This is a genomic window from Pseudoleptotrichia goodfellowii, from assembly GCF_007990505.1.
GTDB classification, from domain to species: Bacteria; Fusobacteriota; Fusobacteriia; order Fusobacteriales; family Leptotrichiaceae; genus Pseudoleptotrichia; species Pseudoleptotrichia goodfellowii.
This window is the reverse complement of sequence record NZ_AP019822.1, coordinates 400,025-414,500: the sequence shown is the minus strand read 5'-3', so window position 1 is coordinate 414,500 and position 14,476 is coordinate 400,025. Positions and strand designations below refer to the sequence as shown.

15 protein-coding genes, 7 tRNA genes and 1 rRNA gene are annotated in these 14,476 nt (G+C 31.2%); 3 read left to right on the top strand and 20 right to left on the bottom strand.

Going from position 1 to position 14,476, the window contains the following annotated elements; all coding sequences use genetic code 11:
- Positions 1 to 92 precede the first annotated feature (92 nt).
- A complete protein-coding gene (locus FVE72_RS02095; protein ID WP_026737060.1) occupies positions 93 to 1,058 on the top strand; it encodes a DMT family transporter in 966 nt (321 codons plus the stop codon).
- Between the two features lie 94 nt (positions 1,059 to 1,152).
- Here FVE72_RS02095 and FVE72_RS02090 read toward each other — a convergent pair whose 3' ends face one another.
- The 10 genes from FVE72_RS02090 to FVE72_RS02045 all read right to left on the bottom strand — a co-directional run bounded on the left by FVE72_RS02090 (position 1,153) and on the right by FVE72_RS02045 (position 6,327).
- Positions 1,153 to 1,638 carry a cell division protein SepF gene (locus tag FVE72_RS02090; RefSeq protein ID WP_006808096.1) on the bottom strand — a complete coding sequence of 162 codons (486 nt, stop codon included), beginning with the start codon at positions 1,636 to 1,638 and terminating at the stop codon, positions 1,153 to 1,155.
- Positions 1,639 to 1,656: 18 nt separating this feature from the next.
- Positions 1,657 to 2,340 (bottom strand): YggS family pyridoxal phosphate-dependent enzyme, encoded by a 684-nt coding sequence (locus tag FVE72_RS02085; RefSeq protein ID WP_026737058.1) that lies wholly within the window; start codon positions 2,338 to 2,340, stop codon positions 1,657 to 1,659.
- Between the two features lie 23 nt (positions 2,341 to 2,363).
- Positions 2,364 to 3,476, bottom strand: coding sequence for a radical SAM family heme chaperone HemW (hemW, locus tag FVE72_RS02080; RefSeq protein WP_051411804.1), 1,113 nt, complete (start codon positions 3,474 to 3,476; stop codon positions 2,364 to 2,366).
- 101 nt (positions 3,477 to 3,577) lie between these two features.
- Positions 3,578 to 5,296 (bottom strand): phospho-sugar mutase, encoded by a 1,719-nt coding sequence (locus FVE72_RS02075; protein WP_026737056.1) that lies wholly within the window; start codon positions 5,294 to 5,296, stop codon positions 3,578 to 3,580.
- Positions 5,297 to 5,454: 158 nt separating this feature from the next.
- Positions 5,455 to 5,814, bottom strand: a complete 360-nt coding sequence (locus tag FVE72_RS02070) for a YbaB/EbfC family nucleoid-associated protein (RefSeq protein WP_006808053.1) — start codon at positions 5,812 to 5,814, stop codon at positions 5,455 to 5,457.
- A 73-nt stretch (positions 5,815 to 5,887) separates the two neighbouring features.
- A tRNA-Tyr gene (locus FVE72_RS02065) sits at positions 5,888 to 5,972 on the bottom strand.
- 14 nt (positions 5,973 to 5,986) lie between these two features.
- Positions 5,987 to 6,062 (bottom strand) — tRNA-Thr (locus tag FVE72_RS02060).
- A gap of 12 nt (positions 6,063 to 6,074) precedes the next feature.
- Positions 6,075 to 6,151 (bottom strand) — tRNA-Asp (locus tag FVE72_RS02055).
- A 5-nt stretch (positions 6,152 to 6,156) separates the two neighbouring features.
- A tRNA-Val gene (locus FVE72_RS02050) sits at positions 6,157 to 6,232 on the bottom strand.
- A gap of 20 nt (positions 6,233 to 6,252) precedes the next feature.
- A tRNA-Glu gene (locus FVE72_RS02045) sits at positions 6,253 to 6,327 on the bottom strand.
- A gap of 182 nt (positions 6,328 to 6,509) precedes the next feature.
- Between FVE72_RS02045 and sppA the strand changes: the two genes are divergently transcribed.
- A complete protein-coding gene (sppA, locus tag FVE72_RS02040) occupies positions 6,510 to 8,297 on the top strand; it encodes a signal peptide peptidase SppA (RefSeq protein WP_026737055.1) in 1,788 nt (595 codons plus the stop codon).
- A 196-nt stretch (positions 8,298 to 8,493) separates the two neighbouring features.
- Here sppA and FVE72_RS02035 read toward each other — a convergent pair whose 3' ends face one another.
- Genes FVE72_RS02035 through FVE72_RS02025 form a run of 3 tightly spaced genes read right to left on the bottom strand, consistent with a single transcriptional unit; the run spans position 8,494 to position 10,517 of the window.
- The gene (locus tag FVE72_RS02035; protein WP_006808077.1) at positions 8,494 to 9,303 is read right to left on the bottom strand and encodes a Cof-type HAD-IIB family hydrolase; all 810 of its coding nucleotides are present in this window, start codon (positions 9,301 to 9,303) and stop codon (positions 8,494 to 8,496) included.
- 27 nt (positions 9,304 to 9,330) lie between these two features.
- On the bottom strand, positions 9,331 to 9,693 hold the full coding sequence (locus FVE72_RS02030) for a response regulator (RefSeq protein ID WP_026737054.1): 363 nt from the start codon (positions 9,691 to 9,693) through the stop codon (positions 9,331 to 9,333).
- A 20-nt stretch (positions 9,694 to 9,713) separates the two neighbouring features.
- Positions 9,714 to 10,517: a Cof-type HAD-IIB family hydrolase gene (locus tag FVE72_RS02025; RefSeq protein WP_026737053.1), complete on the bottom strand. Its 804-nt coding sequence runs from the start codon at positions 10,515 to 10,517 to the stop codon at positions 9,714 to 9,716.
- A 151-nt stretch (positions 10,518 to 10,668) separates the two neighbouring features.
- On the opposite strand from FVE72_RS02025, the gene FVE72_RS02020 reads away from it, so the two are divergent.
- On the top strand, positions 10,669 to 11,142 hold the full coding sequence (locus FVE72_RS02020) for a thioredoxin family protein (RefSeq protein ID WP_006808048.1): 474 nt from the start codon (positions 10,669 to 10,671) through the stop codon (positions 11,140 to 11,142).
- Positions 11,143 to 11,217: 75 nt separating this feature from the next.
- Here the strand turns inward: FVE72_RS02020 and FVE72_RS02015 are convergent, their stop codons facing one another.
- The 7 genes from FVE72_RS02015 to rrf all read right to left on the bottom strand — a co-directional run bounded on the left by FVE72_RS02015 (position 11,218) and on the right by rrf (position 14,437).
- Positions 11,218 to 11,967 carry a methyltransferase gene (locus FVE72_RS02015; RefSeq protein WP_026737052.1) on the bottom strand — a complete coding sequence of 250 codons (750 nt, stop codon included), beginning with the start codon at positions 11,965 to 11,967 and terminating at the stop codon, positions 11,218 to 11,220.
- A gap of 2 nt (positions 11,968 to 11,969) precedes the next feature.
- Positions 11,970 to 12,887, bottom strand: a complete 918-nt coding sequence (gene ricT / locus FVE72_RS02010) for a regulatory iron-sulfur-containing complex subunit RicT (protein WP_036056291.1) — start codon at positions 12,885 to 12,887, stop codon at positions 11,970 to 11,972.
- On the bottom strand, positions 12,865 to 13,377 hold the full coding sequence (gene ricT, locus FVE72_RS02005) for a PSP1 family protein (RefSeq protein WP_026737050.1): 513 nt from the start codon (positions 13,375 to 13,377) through the stop codon (positions 12,865 to 12,867). Before ricT (FVE72_RS02005) ends, ricT (FVE72_RS02010) begins: the two co-directional genes overlap by 23 nt.
- Positions 13,374 to 14,048: a RadC family protein gene (radC, locus tag FVE72_RS02000; protein WP_006808034.1), complete on the bottom strand. Its 675-nt coding sequence runs from the start codon at positions 14,046 to 14,048 to the stop codon at positions 13,374 to 13,376. Before radC ends, ricT (FVE72_RS02005) begins: the two co-directional genes overlap by 4 nt.
- 56 nt (positions 14,049 to 14,104) lie before the next feature.
- Positions 14,105 to 14,181: transfer RNA gene (locus FVE72_RS01995), tRNA-Arg, on the bottom strand.
- Between the two features lie 50 nt (positions 14,182 to 14,231).
- A tRNA-Asn gene (locus tag FVE72_RS01990) sits at positions 14,232 to 14,308 on the bottom strand.
- Between the two features lie 14 nt (positions 14,309 to 14,322).
- Positions 14,323 to 14,437 (bottom strand): 5S ribosomal RNA (rrf, locus tag FVE72_RS01985).
- Positions 14,438 to 14,476 lie beyond the last annotated feature (39 nt).

Sequence of the window (14,476 nt, the reverse complement as noted above, 5' to 3'; positions counted from 1 at the left end):
ATTTTAAAATCTTCTTTTTTGTGCTATACTTTGTTTATTATATCATACGTCAATATTGAATTACAAACAAAAGTAACAAAGAAAGGATTAAAATGAAAAAAAACAATTTAATTTTAGGAGGATTTTTAATAGTTATCGCTGCTATTATGTGGGGACTTGACGGGGTTTTACTTACACCTTCGTATTTTTCAAAATTCCATTTTTATGATGTGAATTTTATCGTATTTATTGCTCATGCGATACCTACACTTATTTTATCGGTACTTTTTACAAAACAATATAAAATGTTAAAAGAATTTACTAAAAATGACTATATATTTTTTCTGCTTATTGCTCTATTCGGCGGAAGCATAGGAACTTTATCCATAGTAAAAGCCTTACAACTAAGTGAATACAGTAAATTCAGTATAGTTATTCTGATTCAGAAATCTCAGCCTATATTTGCTGTAATTCTGGCTTTCCTTATTTTAAAAGAAAGACCTTCAAAAAAATTTTATATAGTTGCGATTATTTGCATGATTTCGATTTATTTACTTACTTTCGAGTTCAAGAGTCCTACACTTTTGCCTAAAAATAATCTTTTGGCAGCCATGTATTCCCTCCTTGCAGCTTTTTCTTTCGGAAGTTCAACTGTTTTCGGGAAAAAAATTGTAGGAAAGTTTTCTTTTTTAACAAGTACATTTTACAGATTTTTCTTTACTACTGTAATAATGCTTGTTTTTATTCTCTTTTCCGGAAATACCGAAAAAAGTATAATTACATTTACAGGAAATAAAAGTCTAATGTCATTGGCACTTTTTATCGCCGTATATGGACTTTGTGCAATATTTATTTACTACAACGGATTAAAAAACATTCCTGCATCTATCGCTACATTCTGCGAACTGGCATACCCTTTAACTTCGGTCTTTGCCGAAGCGGTAATATTAAAAAGATTTCTCTCTCCTGTACAGTTTGTATCGGCTATGATTTTGGTAGGTTCTATTCTATATCTGAATCTTTCCAAAGTGGACAAAGAATTTAAAAATATAGATAAAGTCGGAGATTCCGAGATATAGTATAAAGTAAAATAAAAATATACCTTAAAACTATTTTTACAGTAAGAATAGTCAAAAGGTATATTTTTATATTGTTTTAAATAAATACCGTATTTTAAAGCAAATCGGAATTTCTCTTTCTTTCTTCTTCCAAAGAAGTGTCTATATCTTCATATCCCACTCCGTTAGGAATAGACGTAAGAACTTTATCGGTAACTTTTGATAAATGGGCATCCATTGCATAAGCAGCTCCACTTACAAAATCTATAACTCTTTGTCCTACTTCAAATTCCAAAAATTCCAAACTGAATGTAACCACTTTTTTTTCTTTTATAGAATCAGCTATCAGCCTTGAGTCTTCAAATGTTTTTGGTCTTATTATCGAAACATAACTTACTTTCATTTTCCCGATTTCCTCCTTCTTTCCTCCACCGAAAATGCTCATTACTCTTTTTTCTTTCTCTTCAGGTTGCTGCTCACTTTCATTGACAGTGTGAGTTTTGACCTGAGGTTTAGGCTTAACGACAACTTCCTCTTCTTCTATTACTTCTTCTTCATCCACATCTCCGAAAAATTCCAAAAATTTCTTTCCTAATTTCAAATTAATAACCTCCTGTTTTTATTTAAACAATTTACTTCCTATTCTGATTATAGTTGATCCGCTCTCCAGTGCTTCTATATAATCATTGGACATTCCCATAGAAAGTTCATCTAAATAATCGTATTTTTTTTCATATTTCTCTTTTAACCTCAGCATATTAAAAAAATATTCCTTTATTTCATGACTCTCAGCTTCCAAAGGAGCCATTGTCATAAATCCTTTTATTTTTACGTTATCCATAGAAAAATATTTTTCATACTCTTTTTCAAAACTTTCGACATAAACTCCTGTTTTCGACTCTTCTTTTGAAATATTTATTTGTATTAAACCGTTTACAATTCTGTTATTTTCAGCGGCTTTTTTATTTATTTCTTCCAAAAGTTCATAAGAATCTATTGAATGTATCAAATTTACATTTTTTATTATATACTTTATTTTATTTTTTTGCAACCTCCCGATAAAATCCCATTTCAAATTTTTATATTTATCTTCAGAATAATTTTTCACTTTATCTCTGTAAACTTGGGCTTTGTTTTCTCCAAAATAATTATATCCCATATCTATAATTTTTTTCTGTTCTTCAAAATTAAAATATTTTGTTACAAATAATATTTTTACTTTTTCAGGATAAGGAGAATATTTTTTTATATCTTCCTTTATTTTTTCATAATTTTGATGTATTTTTTCCCGGGTAAGTTCCATTTTTACTCCTTAAATTGTAAATTTTAAATAAATTCGACAAATACTTCATTTGCAAGTAAAATACCTTTTCTTGTGAGTCTCATTCTTTTCCCGCTGTCAAACCTTTCGAGCAGTCCTCTTTCCAAAAGGCTTTCGACTTTTTCATTTTGAAAGTATTTTATTCCCTCTTCTGTCAGTCTTAATCCGAGCATATTTTTAAGTTTTTCTTTTTCCTTTTCGTCTATTATTTCAATACTTTTTTCATCTATGGGAAGTGCATTTTCCTCAAGAGATTTATAATATTTATTGAAAGTTCTCACATTGGAATATCTTCGTCCTTTAAAGTAAGTTGCCGCACTAAGTCCAACTCCTATAAACTCTTTATTTCTCCAATATTTAAGATTATGAATACCGCCTCTTCCTTTTTTGGAAAAATTTGATATTTCATAATGATTGTAGCCATTTTTTTTCAGAAAATCTATTATTTCTTCGTACATTTCAGCTTCCAAATCCTGATCCATTTCGGATAATATTCCTTTTTTCAGTTTGCTCCAGAATACTGTCCCTTCTTCCCATATCAGCGAATAAATAGATATATTGTCAGGAGAAAGGAGCAGTATATTCTCCAAATCTTTTTTTAAATCCTCAAAACTCTGATTAGGAATACCGAACATCAAATCAATTGAAATATTTTCAAATCCAGCTTTTCTCGCATCACGAAAAACTCTTACGGCATCTTCTCCGCTATGCAGTCTACCGATAAATTTCAGCACGTGATTTTGAAAGCTCTGTATTCCTATACTGAGTCTGTTTATACCTGTTTTTCTCAATCCTTTAAGTTTTTCTGCCGTCATGTCGTTAGGATTCAGTTCCAATGTTATTTCGGAATTTTCTTTGTATCGAATATTACTCATTATTTCGGCTGTCATTTCCACAGGAAGTAACGAAGGAGTTCCTCCTCCGAAATAAACAGTGTCGTATTCATATTCGGGATACATTTTAAGTTCTTTTATCAGTGCTTTCGTATACCTTTCATACTCACGGCTCATATTGATAAATGTGCAAAAGTCACAATATTCACATTTTTTTTCGCAGAAAGGAATATGAAGATAAAGTGCATCCGGTTCTTTTTTGTTACAGGAGCCCTTTATTTTCATACTCTCTTTTATATACAATCCATTTACATTTTCCAAGTTCTTATTATTTTCTGTACTGTTCATCTCCTTATTCTTGCTTTCATTATTTGTCTAAAACTTTTTTATAATTTCAAAATTTTCAAAAATTCTTCCATTGTATTTTCAAGTTTTTCTTTTACTTTTTCATCGGAATCGGCATTCACACTGAAATAAAATTTAATTTTAGGCTCTGTTCCCGAAGGTCTTGCAGTGATATATGTATTGTCTTCCAACACAAACTGCAATACATTTTCTTTCGGAAGTTTGATTTCTTTTTCTTCTCCCGTTTCCAAATTATACTCTTTATGCGAATCGAAATCTCTTTTGATTTTTATTTTCTTTCCTATCAGCGTATCTTTTATGTTTTCCCTTAAATCCGACATTAATGCCGTCATTTTTTCTATTCCGTCTTTTCCTTTTAATGTTACCGATTTTATTCCCTCAAGATAATATCCGAATTCTTTGTACAATTTTTGCAATTCTTTATATATTGAACTTCCAATCGAATTATAATATGCAGCCATTTCAGCTATTACCATTGATGTTACCAACGCATCTTTATCTCTGGCATGAGTTCCTATTAAATATCCGTAACTTTCCTCAAATCCGAATAAATAGCTTCCGTCAAGTTTTCCTGTTTCAAATTCTCTTATTTTTTCCCCTATGTATTTAAATCCTGTCAATGTTTTCATAACACCTACATTTTTCGCAGGTGCCACAACATCTATCATAGGGGTCGATACTATTGTAGTTATTACTTTTGCATTTGCAGGGATATCTTTTTTATTATTTAACAAATATTGAAGTAATAACAGTCCCATTTGGTTTCCGTTAGGATAATACCAGTTATCGCTGTCGTCTTTTACCGCTATCCCTATTCTGTCGGCATCAGGATCATTAGCCATTACAAGTTTTGCTCCTATTTCATCGGCTAATTTTACTCCAAGTTTAAATGCTGCCACTTCTTCAGGATTGGCATATACTACCGTAGGAAAATTCCCATCAGGCTCTATCTGCTCTTTTACTACTTCAAAACTGTACCCGAAATCGGACAATATTCTTTTCATTGGTCTTCCGCCTGTACCATGCAAAGGCGTATAAACTATTTTAAAGTTTTCTTTTCCCGGAATATTCGTTTTTAAAGTCTGTTTTTTTATTTCAGAAAGGTAATCATCATCTATTTTCCCGTCAAGTTCTATTATAAGTCCTTTTTCCCGTGCTTCTTTTTCACACATGACTTTTATTTCTTCCAAAGTTTTAATTTTATTTACTTCTTCTAATATTCCTGTTACTTCAGGTGCTACGATTTGACCTCCATCACTCCAGTAAACTTTATATCCATTGTATTCAGGAGGATTATGACTCGCAGTAACTACTATTCCTGCAAGGCAGCCTTTATATCTGACACCGAAAGACAATTCCGGAGTGGAACGTAAATCGGAATAAATATACGCTTTTATACCGTTTGCAGCCATTACTCTTGCAGTATTTAAAGCATATTCTCTCGAACCTATTCTACAGTCATGAGCTATTATAACACCTTTTTCTTCAGCTTCTTTTTTGTTATATTTAAGCATATAATTTGCAAGCCCCTGAGTCGCTTTTCTTATAACATATTTGTTGATTCTGTTTGTTCCTATTCCCCTTACTCCTCTTATTCCTCCTGTACCGAAGCTCAAATCCTTAAAAAATCTGTCTTCTATTTCTTTCGGATCGTCCTTTAGACTTTTCAATTCCTCTTTGTCTTTTTCATCAACAGAATCTGAATTTAACCAGTATTCATACTTTTCCATAAATTCCATAGCGATATCCTCCCTAAAATAATGTTATTTATTTTAATTTTACCACATTTATTAAATATAACAAATAGAAATTACTTAGAATTTTGAATTTTTTTAAATCATATAGAAAAAAGTCGGAAATATCCGACTTTCTATGAATTTATTATGATTTAAAATTTTTAGAATAATCCCGGTATACTTACACCGCCTGTTATTACTTCCATTTCTTTTTCAGCCATTTCTTCAGCTTTTTCAAGTATTTCATTTATTGCATTTATTATTACATCAGAAACAATTGAAGTATCCCCTTCATCAACTGCATCTTTTAATATATCCATCGAAATAGACAAATCAACTATTTTTTTCTGTCCGTTTGCTTTTACAGTTATTCCGCCACCGGCAACAGACGTTTCCACAAATTTATCTTTCAGACCTTCCTGTATTTTCAACATTTCCTGTTGCATAACCTGTGCCTGTTTTATTATATCCTGTTGACTTCCGCTTTTTCCTGAATTGGCTCCTTTTAACTTTCTAACCATGTTATTATTGCCTCCTGAATAAAATTCACATAATAAATTATCTATAAAAATTCATATCTCATTAATAAAAAAATGGTGGTGAGGGAAGGATTCGAACCTTCGAAGGCTGAGCCGGCAGATTTACAGTCTGCTCCCTTTGGCCACTCGGGTACCTCACCGCATTCTTTAAAAGTGGTGCCGCTTGTCGGACTCGAACCAACCACCTACTGATTACAAGTCAGTTGCTCTACCAGATGAGCTAAAGCGGCATAAAATATAAATGGCGGAAGTGACGAGACTCGAACTCGCGACATCTTGCGTGACAGGCAAGCACTCTAACCAACTGAGCTACACCTCCATAAATGGTGGTCACAATTGGGCTCGAACCAATGACCCCCTGCTTGTAAGGCAGGTGCTCTCCCAACTGAGCTATGCGACCGATATATCTGTATTTTTAAATGGTACGCCCTAGGAGAATCGAACTCCTGTTACCGGGATGAAAACCCGAGGTCCTGACCTCTAGACGAAGGGCGCACATTATTTTTTCACACTTCTCTTACAGACAAAAAAGATATTATCATAAATGGAAAATTAAGTCAATACTTTTTTTTAATTTTTTTATATTTTTTTGACATATACTAAAAATTTTATTTTTTTATACGTTGATATTTAAGATTTTAAATGATATAATTCCAGATATATTAAGGAGGTTACCAATGAAATTTTTTGATTTTATAAAAAGATTTTTATTATTTACAATTAAAGAAATATACTCTTTCTTTTTAAAATTGTCATTGTTATTTTTTGTATTTTTTATACTGTTAAGTTCACTGATAGGTTATATTATAAGCAAAGCAAAAGACGAAGACAGTATTTCCAAAAATTACAACTATGTTTTACTTAACGTTTCTTCAATATCCGAAGACAAACTTGACACTTCTCTATTCGGAGAAACTAAAAAATACAATATTTCTTATATGGACGTACTTAACAGTTTGGAAGATATAAAAAATAACGATAATATAAAAGGAATTATAATAAATCTTGATCAGACAAATATTTCTTCAGTAAAATCCGAAGAAATCTCTAAAAAACTTCAGGAAATTAAAAATAAAAATAAAAAAGTTTATGCTTTCGGAGCATATATGGATAACAGCAATTATCCTCTGGCTTCTGTAGCAAATGAAATAATAATGGTGCCGTCAGCTTCAGGTTCAGTTTCTCTGGCAGGATATCATTACTCGGATTTATATTATAAAAAACTGCTTTCAAATGTCGGAGTAGATATGGAAGTTGTCCGTATCGGAGATTTTAAATCATATGGAGAAAATTATACATCCGATACAATGTCTCCGGGATTAAGAAATGAGCTGACACGTATTCTGGAAAGCAGATTCAACTCTTTCCTTGATAAAGTTTCAAAAGCCAGAAGACTCGATAAAAACAAACTCAATGCCGATATACTTAACGGAGATGATACGAATCTTACTCCTTCTGCTGCAAGAGATAAAAATTTTGTTGATACTCTTGAATATTTTAATGATTTAATGACAAAACTTCAAATAAACGAAGATAATATAGTAGATATTTACGATTATTATGCCGATAACGGAAAAAGAATAGAAGAGCAGAATCAGGATAAAGGTACAATAGCGGTAATTTACGCTGAAGGTCCTATAGTTTATAATGAAGAAGCTCAGGGAATATACATATCTCCTGACAACATGGCGGAAAAATTGAAAGAGCTTTCAAAAATTAAAGATTTGAAAGGTGTCGTTTTAAGGGTTAATTCACCGGGAGGGTCGGCTCTTGCTTCGGAAATGATTTATCAGATGCTTTCAAAAATAAATGTTCCTGTTTATGTTTCAATGTCTGAAGTTGCAGCTTCAGGAGGATATTATATATCTATGAGCGGAAAAAAAGTCTTTGCTAATGATGCCACAATTACAGGGTCTATAGGAGTTGTCTCCATGTTCCCTAAATTCTATAATGCTCAAAATAAATACGGAGTTACCTCAAACTCTATCAGCAAAGGAAAATATACGGATACTTTCGATCCTTTTGTTCCTTTATCTACCGAATCCAGAAATAAAATAATAGAATCCATGAATGCCACTTATGACGAGTTTAAATCGAGAGTTTCCAAAAACAGAAATATGGCTCCTCAAGTGCTTGAAAATTATGCACAGGGTAAAATCTGGCTAGGAAGTGAAGCAAAGGAAATTAATCTTGTAGACGGTATTGCTACTCTTGATGAAACAATAAAAATTCTTGCCCGTGATTTAAACTTAGGCGATAATTACAGAGTTGAAAACATTTATGCTAAAAAAGATTTTAAAGAAACATTGAAATTACTTTCTTCTTATATATTTGAGAAATTCCAGCTGACTTCCCAGTTGGAAACAAAATTACCGGGAAGTTCAAAAATAATGGACGAATATAAATTAATAGAGCAAAATAAAAATAAACCTATGTATTATTTACCTTACCAAATAAAATTTTAAAAATAATTAGGGGGAATTTCCCCCTAAAACCCCTTTCACAATCTCAAATTTTACATGCTCAAGAATGTCCGTTACAAAAAAGATGTTTTCATTACACTCACTAACACATTTTTAGCATTGTAAAATTTGAGGATTGATTTTTTATATTAAAAATCCTGCTTTCAGCATTTTAAAAGCTGTTTGGCAGGATTATATTTTACAAAAATAACTCTATAAGTTTTTTCGCTTCTCCGTCATCTGAATTTTTTCCTATTATTTCAAAGTCTTTCGGCAACAAATTTTTAAGTCTGTATATGGCATTTCCCATTGCATGCCCTTTTCCCATGGTTGTTAAAAGCTCGTAATCATTTTCTCCGTCTCCGAAACTGACTGTTTCTTCAGAATTTATGCCGTCCCTTTTAAGTAGAAATTTAGCTGCATTTGCCTTATTTGCTGTTTTTGAAAAGACTTCCATACAGTCATCGGATACAAATACGACACTTACATTATTATCAGTTTTTTTCAATATTTCTTTTTCCAGTTCGATTAGATTTTCATGCTTTCCTATATAGAAAAATTTCAATATTTCCCTTTTCCCCAGTTCATTTTCAGGAACTTCGATCATATCCAGAGGAAAAGTTTCTCCGTCTCTTTTTATAACTTCTTCCAACGTTCCTTTTGTTATTATCCAGTCATCTCCCGAAAATATATTTAAGTGAATATCTTTTCCGAAAGACTTGTAATCAATACTCAAAATTGCATCTATTTCTTTTCTTCCCAAGCCGTCTTCATATATTACTTTTCCGTCTTCATCATTTATTCTCGCACCGTTTGACGAAATAAGAGGAATATTTATTCCCAATTCATCTTTTACTACTTTTGCCAATCCGTAATTTCTTCCTGTGGCAATATAAAATTTTATTCCTTTATCTATTATTTTTCTGACTGTTTCTTTAGTAAATTCGGACACTTTGTGCTCATCATTGAGTAATGTCCCGTCCAAATCAGTTACTACCGCTTTATACATAAATTATACCTCCGTTTCCGATTTTAATTATAAAAATAATTTTGACAATTCGTTCATAAATTCCTCATCTGTAAAAGGTTTGGATAAAAATCCTTTTGCTCCTGCTTCTTTTCCCATTTTTATATAATTCTGAAAAGTTATCATCGTACTGCACAACATAACTTTTGCTTGGGGATCATAATCTATAATTAGTTGTGTTGCTTTTATCCCGTGTACTCTAGGCATATTAATATCCATTGTTACAATAGTCGGCTTTACTTTTTTGTACATTTCAAAAGCTTCCATTCCGTCTGCCGCTTCATAAACTTCGTATCCCTGATCTTCCAGTATATCTTTTATATCTTCTCTTATATATGAAGCATCGTCTGCTACTAATGCTGTTTTTGTCATTTTTTTCTCCTATCCTGTTTTTATAAAAATAATTCTCTTAATTTTTCAGCTTCTCCGTTATTTTCATTTGTGCCGATCACTTCATAATCAGGCAAACCTTCCAACAATCTGTATAAAGAATTTCCCATAAGATAACCTTTTCCTGCTTCTTTCAATAGCTCATAGTCATTATACCCGTCTCCGAAAGCTACAGTTTCACTTAATTTTATCCCGTCCTTTTCGAGTAAATACTTTGCAGCAACTGCTTTATCCGAATTTTTATCAAACACTTCCAGACTTCCTTCCGAAACAAATACTGCATTTACTTCTTCATTAGTCACTTTTTTCAATATTTTTTCGAGTTTTAAAAGTTTGTCATGAGGTCCTAAAAAGAAAATTTTTGTATATTCTTTTTCCATAAATTCTTTCCAACTGACAACTTCAGGCAAAAATGTTCTGTCCGGTCTTTTTTTTCTGTAATAGTCAACAACATCTTCAACTATGTACCAGTTACTTCCCGAATAACCGTTCAATATTATATTTTGCCCTACGAATTTATAATCAACTTTGTAAATTTCATCAAGATATTTTTTTTCAATATTATTTATATAAATCTCGTTACCGTCACTGTCCATTATTCTTGCTCCGTTAGAAGTAATCAAAGGTATTTTCAGATTTATTTTATCCATTATTTCTTTAGCCCCGAAATAACTTCTTCCTGTTGCAATATAGAATTTTATTCCTTTTTCGACTACTTTTTTGACGGTTTCTATTGTGAAATCGTTTATTTGGTGATTTTCATCCAATAATGTTCCATCCAAATCACTTATTACAGCTTTATACATTTTTCCTCCTTCAGTTATTTTAGCATATTTTGATATAAAAATAAATAGAATAAGTTTTTGCTTTACTTTGGGAATTTTTTTAAAGTTAACCTTTATTTTTTAAGATTTTTGGTTTATAATAATTATAATAAAATTATTTAGAGGTGATAAAATGAGTACATTTCAGGATTATTTAAAGTTTTCCGACAACGAAGAATATTCACAAAAACAGTTAAAAATTATAGATAAAATAACTCTTTCCGAAGAAACTGAAAAAGCTGTAAAATCTATAAACAAAGAAATAAAAATATTATGTTTAGCTCAAGTTTACTGCCCCGACTGTCGTGCCATAGTTCCTTTTATGAAAAAATTTTCCGAACTGAACAGTAATATAAAAGTCAACTATCTGCCCAGAGAAGGTAACGAAGAATTATTGAAAAAATTGACCGAAACAGTTAAAATTCCCACACTGGTTTATGAAAAAGAAAATAATATGTCGGTATTTTTATTGGAATTTCCTAATGTTGTACAAAAAGCGATGAAAGAAAATCCCGAAAATTATGATGAAATAAAATACAATTTCAGAACAGGAAAATATAATCAGGAAATAGAAAAAGAACTTGTAAATTATTTAATTTCTTTGTAAATCCGATAAAATTCACATCCCGTTAGCCTCTAAAAAATAGGTTATGCGGGATTTTTTAATCACAGCTAAACAATATTATTTCAAATTATATTCAATTTCAATTCCCGAGTTGATTTTTCCGCCTTTTTTTCCATGTATTATTATCAATTTCTTTTTTTTATATTGATTTATATTCAAACTCAATATTTGCAATTCATTTTTATAAATATATCGAAAGCTGTCATTCAGCCTTTCTTCAGGAACAATAACAAAAAATTCTCCATAATTTTTAAGTAATCTTTTTGTATTAAAAAACAGTTCTTCCAATGTCAGCAACACTTCGTATTTACTTATGGCTTCTGTTTTATCCTGAGGTAATTTCCCCGAATTTACTTTTTTATAAGGAGGATTGGAAAAAATATAGTCATACTCTCCGACAACATTTCTTATATCCTCATTTAAAACCAAAATTTTGCTTTGTAACGAGTTTTTCTCTACATTCCCTATCAAATACCCAAATACTTCTTTTTGTACTTCTACAGCATAAATTTTTGAAATATTCGGCAATCCCGAAACTAATAAGGAAATAATTCCCTGTCCTGCTCCTATTTCAAGCATATTTCGATTATGAAAAAAAGTCCGGTTTGATTTCCCGGATTTTTTTTCCAATTTATTTTTTATAAAATTTGCCAATAATAATGAATCTTCTGTTATCTTTAAACCAATTTCACTTACAGTCATAATTTTATTGACACTTTCAAGTCTTTCAGTATAACTGCCTACATCTCCGATTTCATCAGATTCCCTCAAAAAATCATCTTTTTTATTATTTTTTAAACTGCCCATAGTTAATTTCCTTCTATAAAATTACAGCAATTCTGTCTTTTCTCTATTTCTCTCTTTTCTTCCGCATCAAACTGTATTTCAGCCAATCCGTATCTTCCTATACCTTTTCCATGAATATTTACAAATATCAAATCATTCAGCATATTCATACTTATAACGTTACCTTTTCCTTCTTCGGTTGTTACAGTTTGTCCCACTGCCGGATAGTTTTCTCTTACTTCATTATACTGATCATTTTCAAATCCTATACAGCATTTCAAACGTCCGCATACTCCCGTAATTTTTGACGGAGTAACTACTACTCCTTGATCTCTTGCCATTTTTATTGAAACTGAATCAAATTTGTTTATAAAAGATTTACAGCATAATGTTTTTCCGCAACTTCCGCAATCTCCAACCATTTTTGCATAATCTCTTACACCGATTTGTCTTAACTCTATCCTGACTTTGAATATTGCAGCCAAATCTTTTACAAAATCCCTAAAATCTACTCTTTCTTCAGAAGCAAAATAAAAAATTAACTTTTTCTTATCGAAAGTATATTCAGTGGCAACAAGTTTTAAATTAAGATTATACTTTTTCAGTTTATTTCTGAATATAAATCCTGCTTTAACCGAATCCTCTTTTAATTCTTTATTTTTTTCCAAATCCTTATCATCCGCTACTCTTATAATCCTCTTTAAAGATTCTTTTTCTTCAACTCTTCCTGATTTTATGCCTATAACTTTTCCGATTCCTAAACCCATTTGAGTCTCTACCAGAACTTTATCGTTTATTTTTACCCTAAAATCAGGATTGTCAAGAAAAAAATACCGCTTTTGAAAAGTTTCAAAGTACACATCTATGGTTCTATCCTCATTGATTTTATTGATAATACCGGAATCAAGTTCATTCTCATTACCAGTATATCTCTTTCCCATATTTTCCAAATGCACTTAAAATTCTCCCTTCATCATTTTGCTTTATTTGATAGAATTCTACTCTTTTCTTGAAAGTCTTATTTACTTCTTTTACCAATTCTCTGAAATCAAGTCTGTTTTCAGCTGTAAAATAAAAAATAAGCTTATTTTCATCAAAAGTATACTCCCCTATAACTAAATTCATTTCAGGTAAAATACTTTTAACTATTTTTTTACACTTAAAATAAGCATCATTTGCCTTTTCATCCAACTCTTTTAATTTTTCGACTTCTTTATCGGTAAGTTTTCTCTTTACTTCCCTTATTTTTACATCATCTTTTTCTTCGGATTCTTCTCCGAATTTATCAGTCATTCCTATAACGATACCTGTCTGTTCTCCCCTTATTGTATCAACTATTACATGATCGCCTTTTTGATAATTTTCATATTTCCCTATTAAAAAGGGATAAACTTTTTTTGTTTTTCTAAATTTTATGTTTAAAATCTTCATAATATTCCACCTTCTAAAAAACTAAAATATCCTTTTTCACTTATTATTATATGGTCCAGCAATCTTATTTCGACATTTTCAAATATTTCTTTAATTTTTTTTGTCAATATTATATCAGACTGCGAAGGTTTCAAAGAACCTGAAGGATGATTATGTACAAGTATAACAGATTTTGCATTGTATTTCAAAACCTTTTTCATCAATTCCCTGACATAAATAGTACTTCGGTCCAAAGTTCCCTGAAAAAGTTCTTCTTCTCGTATAAGCTCATTTTGAGTGTTCAAAAATAACACTTTAAAAATTTCAATATCTCTTTTCAAAAGAGAAAATTCTAAATAATCCAGAAGCTGAACGTTACTTGAAATTACAATTCTTTCATTGTGAATTTTCCTATACAACTGATCTTCCAACATTGAAAATAATACTTTTAAAAATATTGCAATTCTTTCAGTGATAAAACTGTTTGTTTCCAGTTCGTCTTTAGACTGTTTCAGTAAAGAATACAAATCACCGTATTTATTAAGTAAATCCTTCGCAATTTTCTTACAATCTCTTCTTACTATAACATAACTCAAAAGAAGTTCCAACACTTCATAATCATGAAATCCTGAGATTCCCGACATCAGAAACCGTTTTCTCAGCCTTTCTCTATGTCCCTCATTTTCACCCATATTTCCCCCGATTTAAAACTCACACTCTTCAAATAACACTTTAATATATAAAAACATGGCGCACTCGTGAGGAATCGAACCCCAAGCCTTCTGATCCGAAGTCAGACGCTCTATCCAGTTGAGCTACGAATGCACCTCTTAATAATTTTATCACATTTCAAATAAAAAAACAAACAAAAAAAATGGCGTCCCCGGATGGATTCGAACCAACGACCCTTTGGTTAACAGCCAAATGCTCTAACCGACTGAGCTACGGAGACGCAAAAAAGAAAAAGTTTGGCGATTACCGATTTTCCCTAGAAGTAAATCTAAGTATTTTAGGCGTAAACAGACTTAACTGCCGGGTTCGAAATGTAACCGGGTGTATCCCTGTTGCTAAGATCACCAAACTGAATATAAAGACAATGAGAAATAAATAGTAGTAGTAA

Bases quoted from the DNA above. Each gene is read 5' to 3' on its own strand.
- FVE72_RS02030 (WP_026737054.1), bottom strand. From the start codon at position 9,693: ATGACAAAAACAGCATTAGTAGCAGACGATGCTTCATATATAAGAGAA.
- FVE72_RS02020 (WP_006808048.1), top strand. From the start codon at position 10,669: ATGAGTACATTTCAGGATTATTTAAAGTTTTCCGACAACGAAGAATAT.
- FVE72_RS02025 (WP_026737053.1), bottom strand. From the start codon at position 10,517: ATGTATAAAGCTGTAATAAGTGATTTGGATGGAACATTATTGGATGAA.
- FVE72_RS02070 (WP_006808053.1), bottom strand. From the start codon at position 5,814: ATGGTTAGAAAGTTAAAAGGAGCCAATTCAGGAAAAAGCGGAAGTCAA.
- FVE72_RS02085 (WP_026737058.1), bottom strand. From the start codon at position 2,340: ATGGAACTTACCCGGGAAAAAATACATCAAAATTATGAAAAAATAAAG.
- FVE72_RS02035 (WP_006808077.1), bottom strand. From the start codon at position 9,303: ATGTATAAAGCGGTAGTAACTGATTTGGACGGGACATTACTCAATGAT.
- FVE72_RS02095 (WP_026737060.1), top strand. From the start codon at position 93: ATGAAAAAAAACAATTTAATTTTAGGAGGATTTTTAATAGTTATCGCT.
- radC (WP_006808034.1), bottom strand. From the start codon at position 14,048: ATGGGTGAAAATGAGGGACATAGAGAAAGGCTGAGAAAACGGTTTCTG.
- hemW (WP_051411804.1), bottom strand. From the start codon at position 3,476: ATGAAAATAAAGGGCTCCTGTAACAAAAAAGAACCGGATGCACTTTAT.
- FVE72_RS02015 (WP_026737052.1), bottom strand. From the start codon at position 11,967: ATGGGCAGTTTAAAAAATAATAAAAAAGATGATTTTTTGAGGGAATCT.
- FVE72_RS02075 (WP_026737056.1), bottom strand. From the start codon at position 5,296: ATGGAATTTATGGAAAAGTATGAATACTGGTTAAATTCAGATTCTGTT.
- sppA (WP_026737055.1), top strand. From the start codon at position 6,510: ATGAAATTTTTTGATTTTATAAAAAGATTTTTATTATTTACAATTAAA.
- ricT (WP_036056291.1), bottom strand. From the start codon at position 12,887: ATGGGAAAGAGATATACTGGTAATGAGAATGAACTTGATTCCGGTATT.
- ricT (WP_026737050.1), bottom strand. From the start codon at position 13,377: ATGAAGATTTTAAACATAAAATTTAGAAAAACAAAAAAAGTTTATCCC.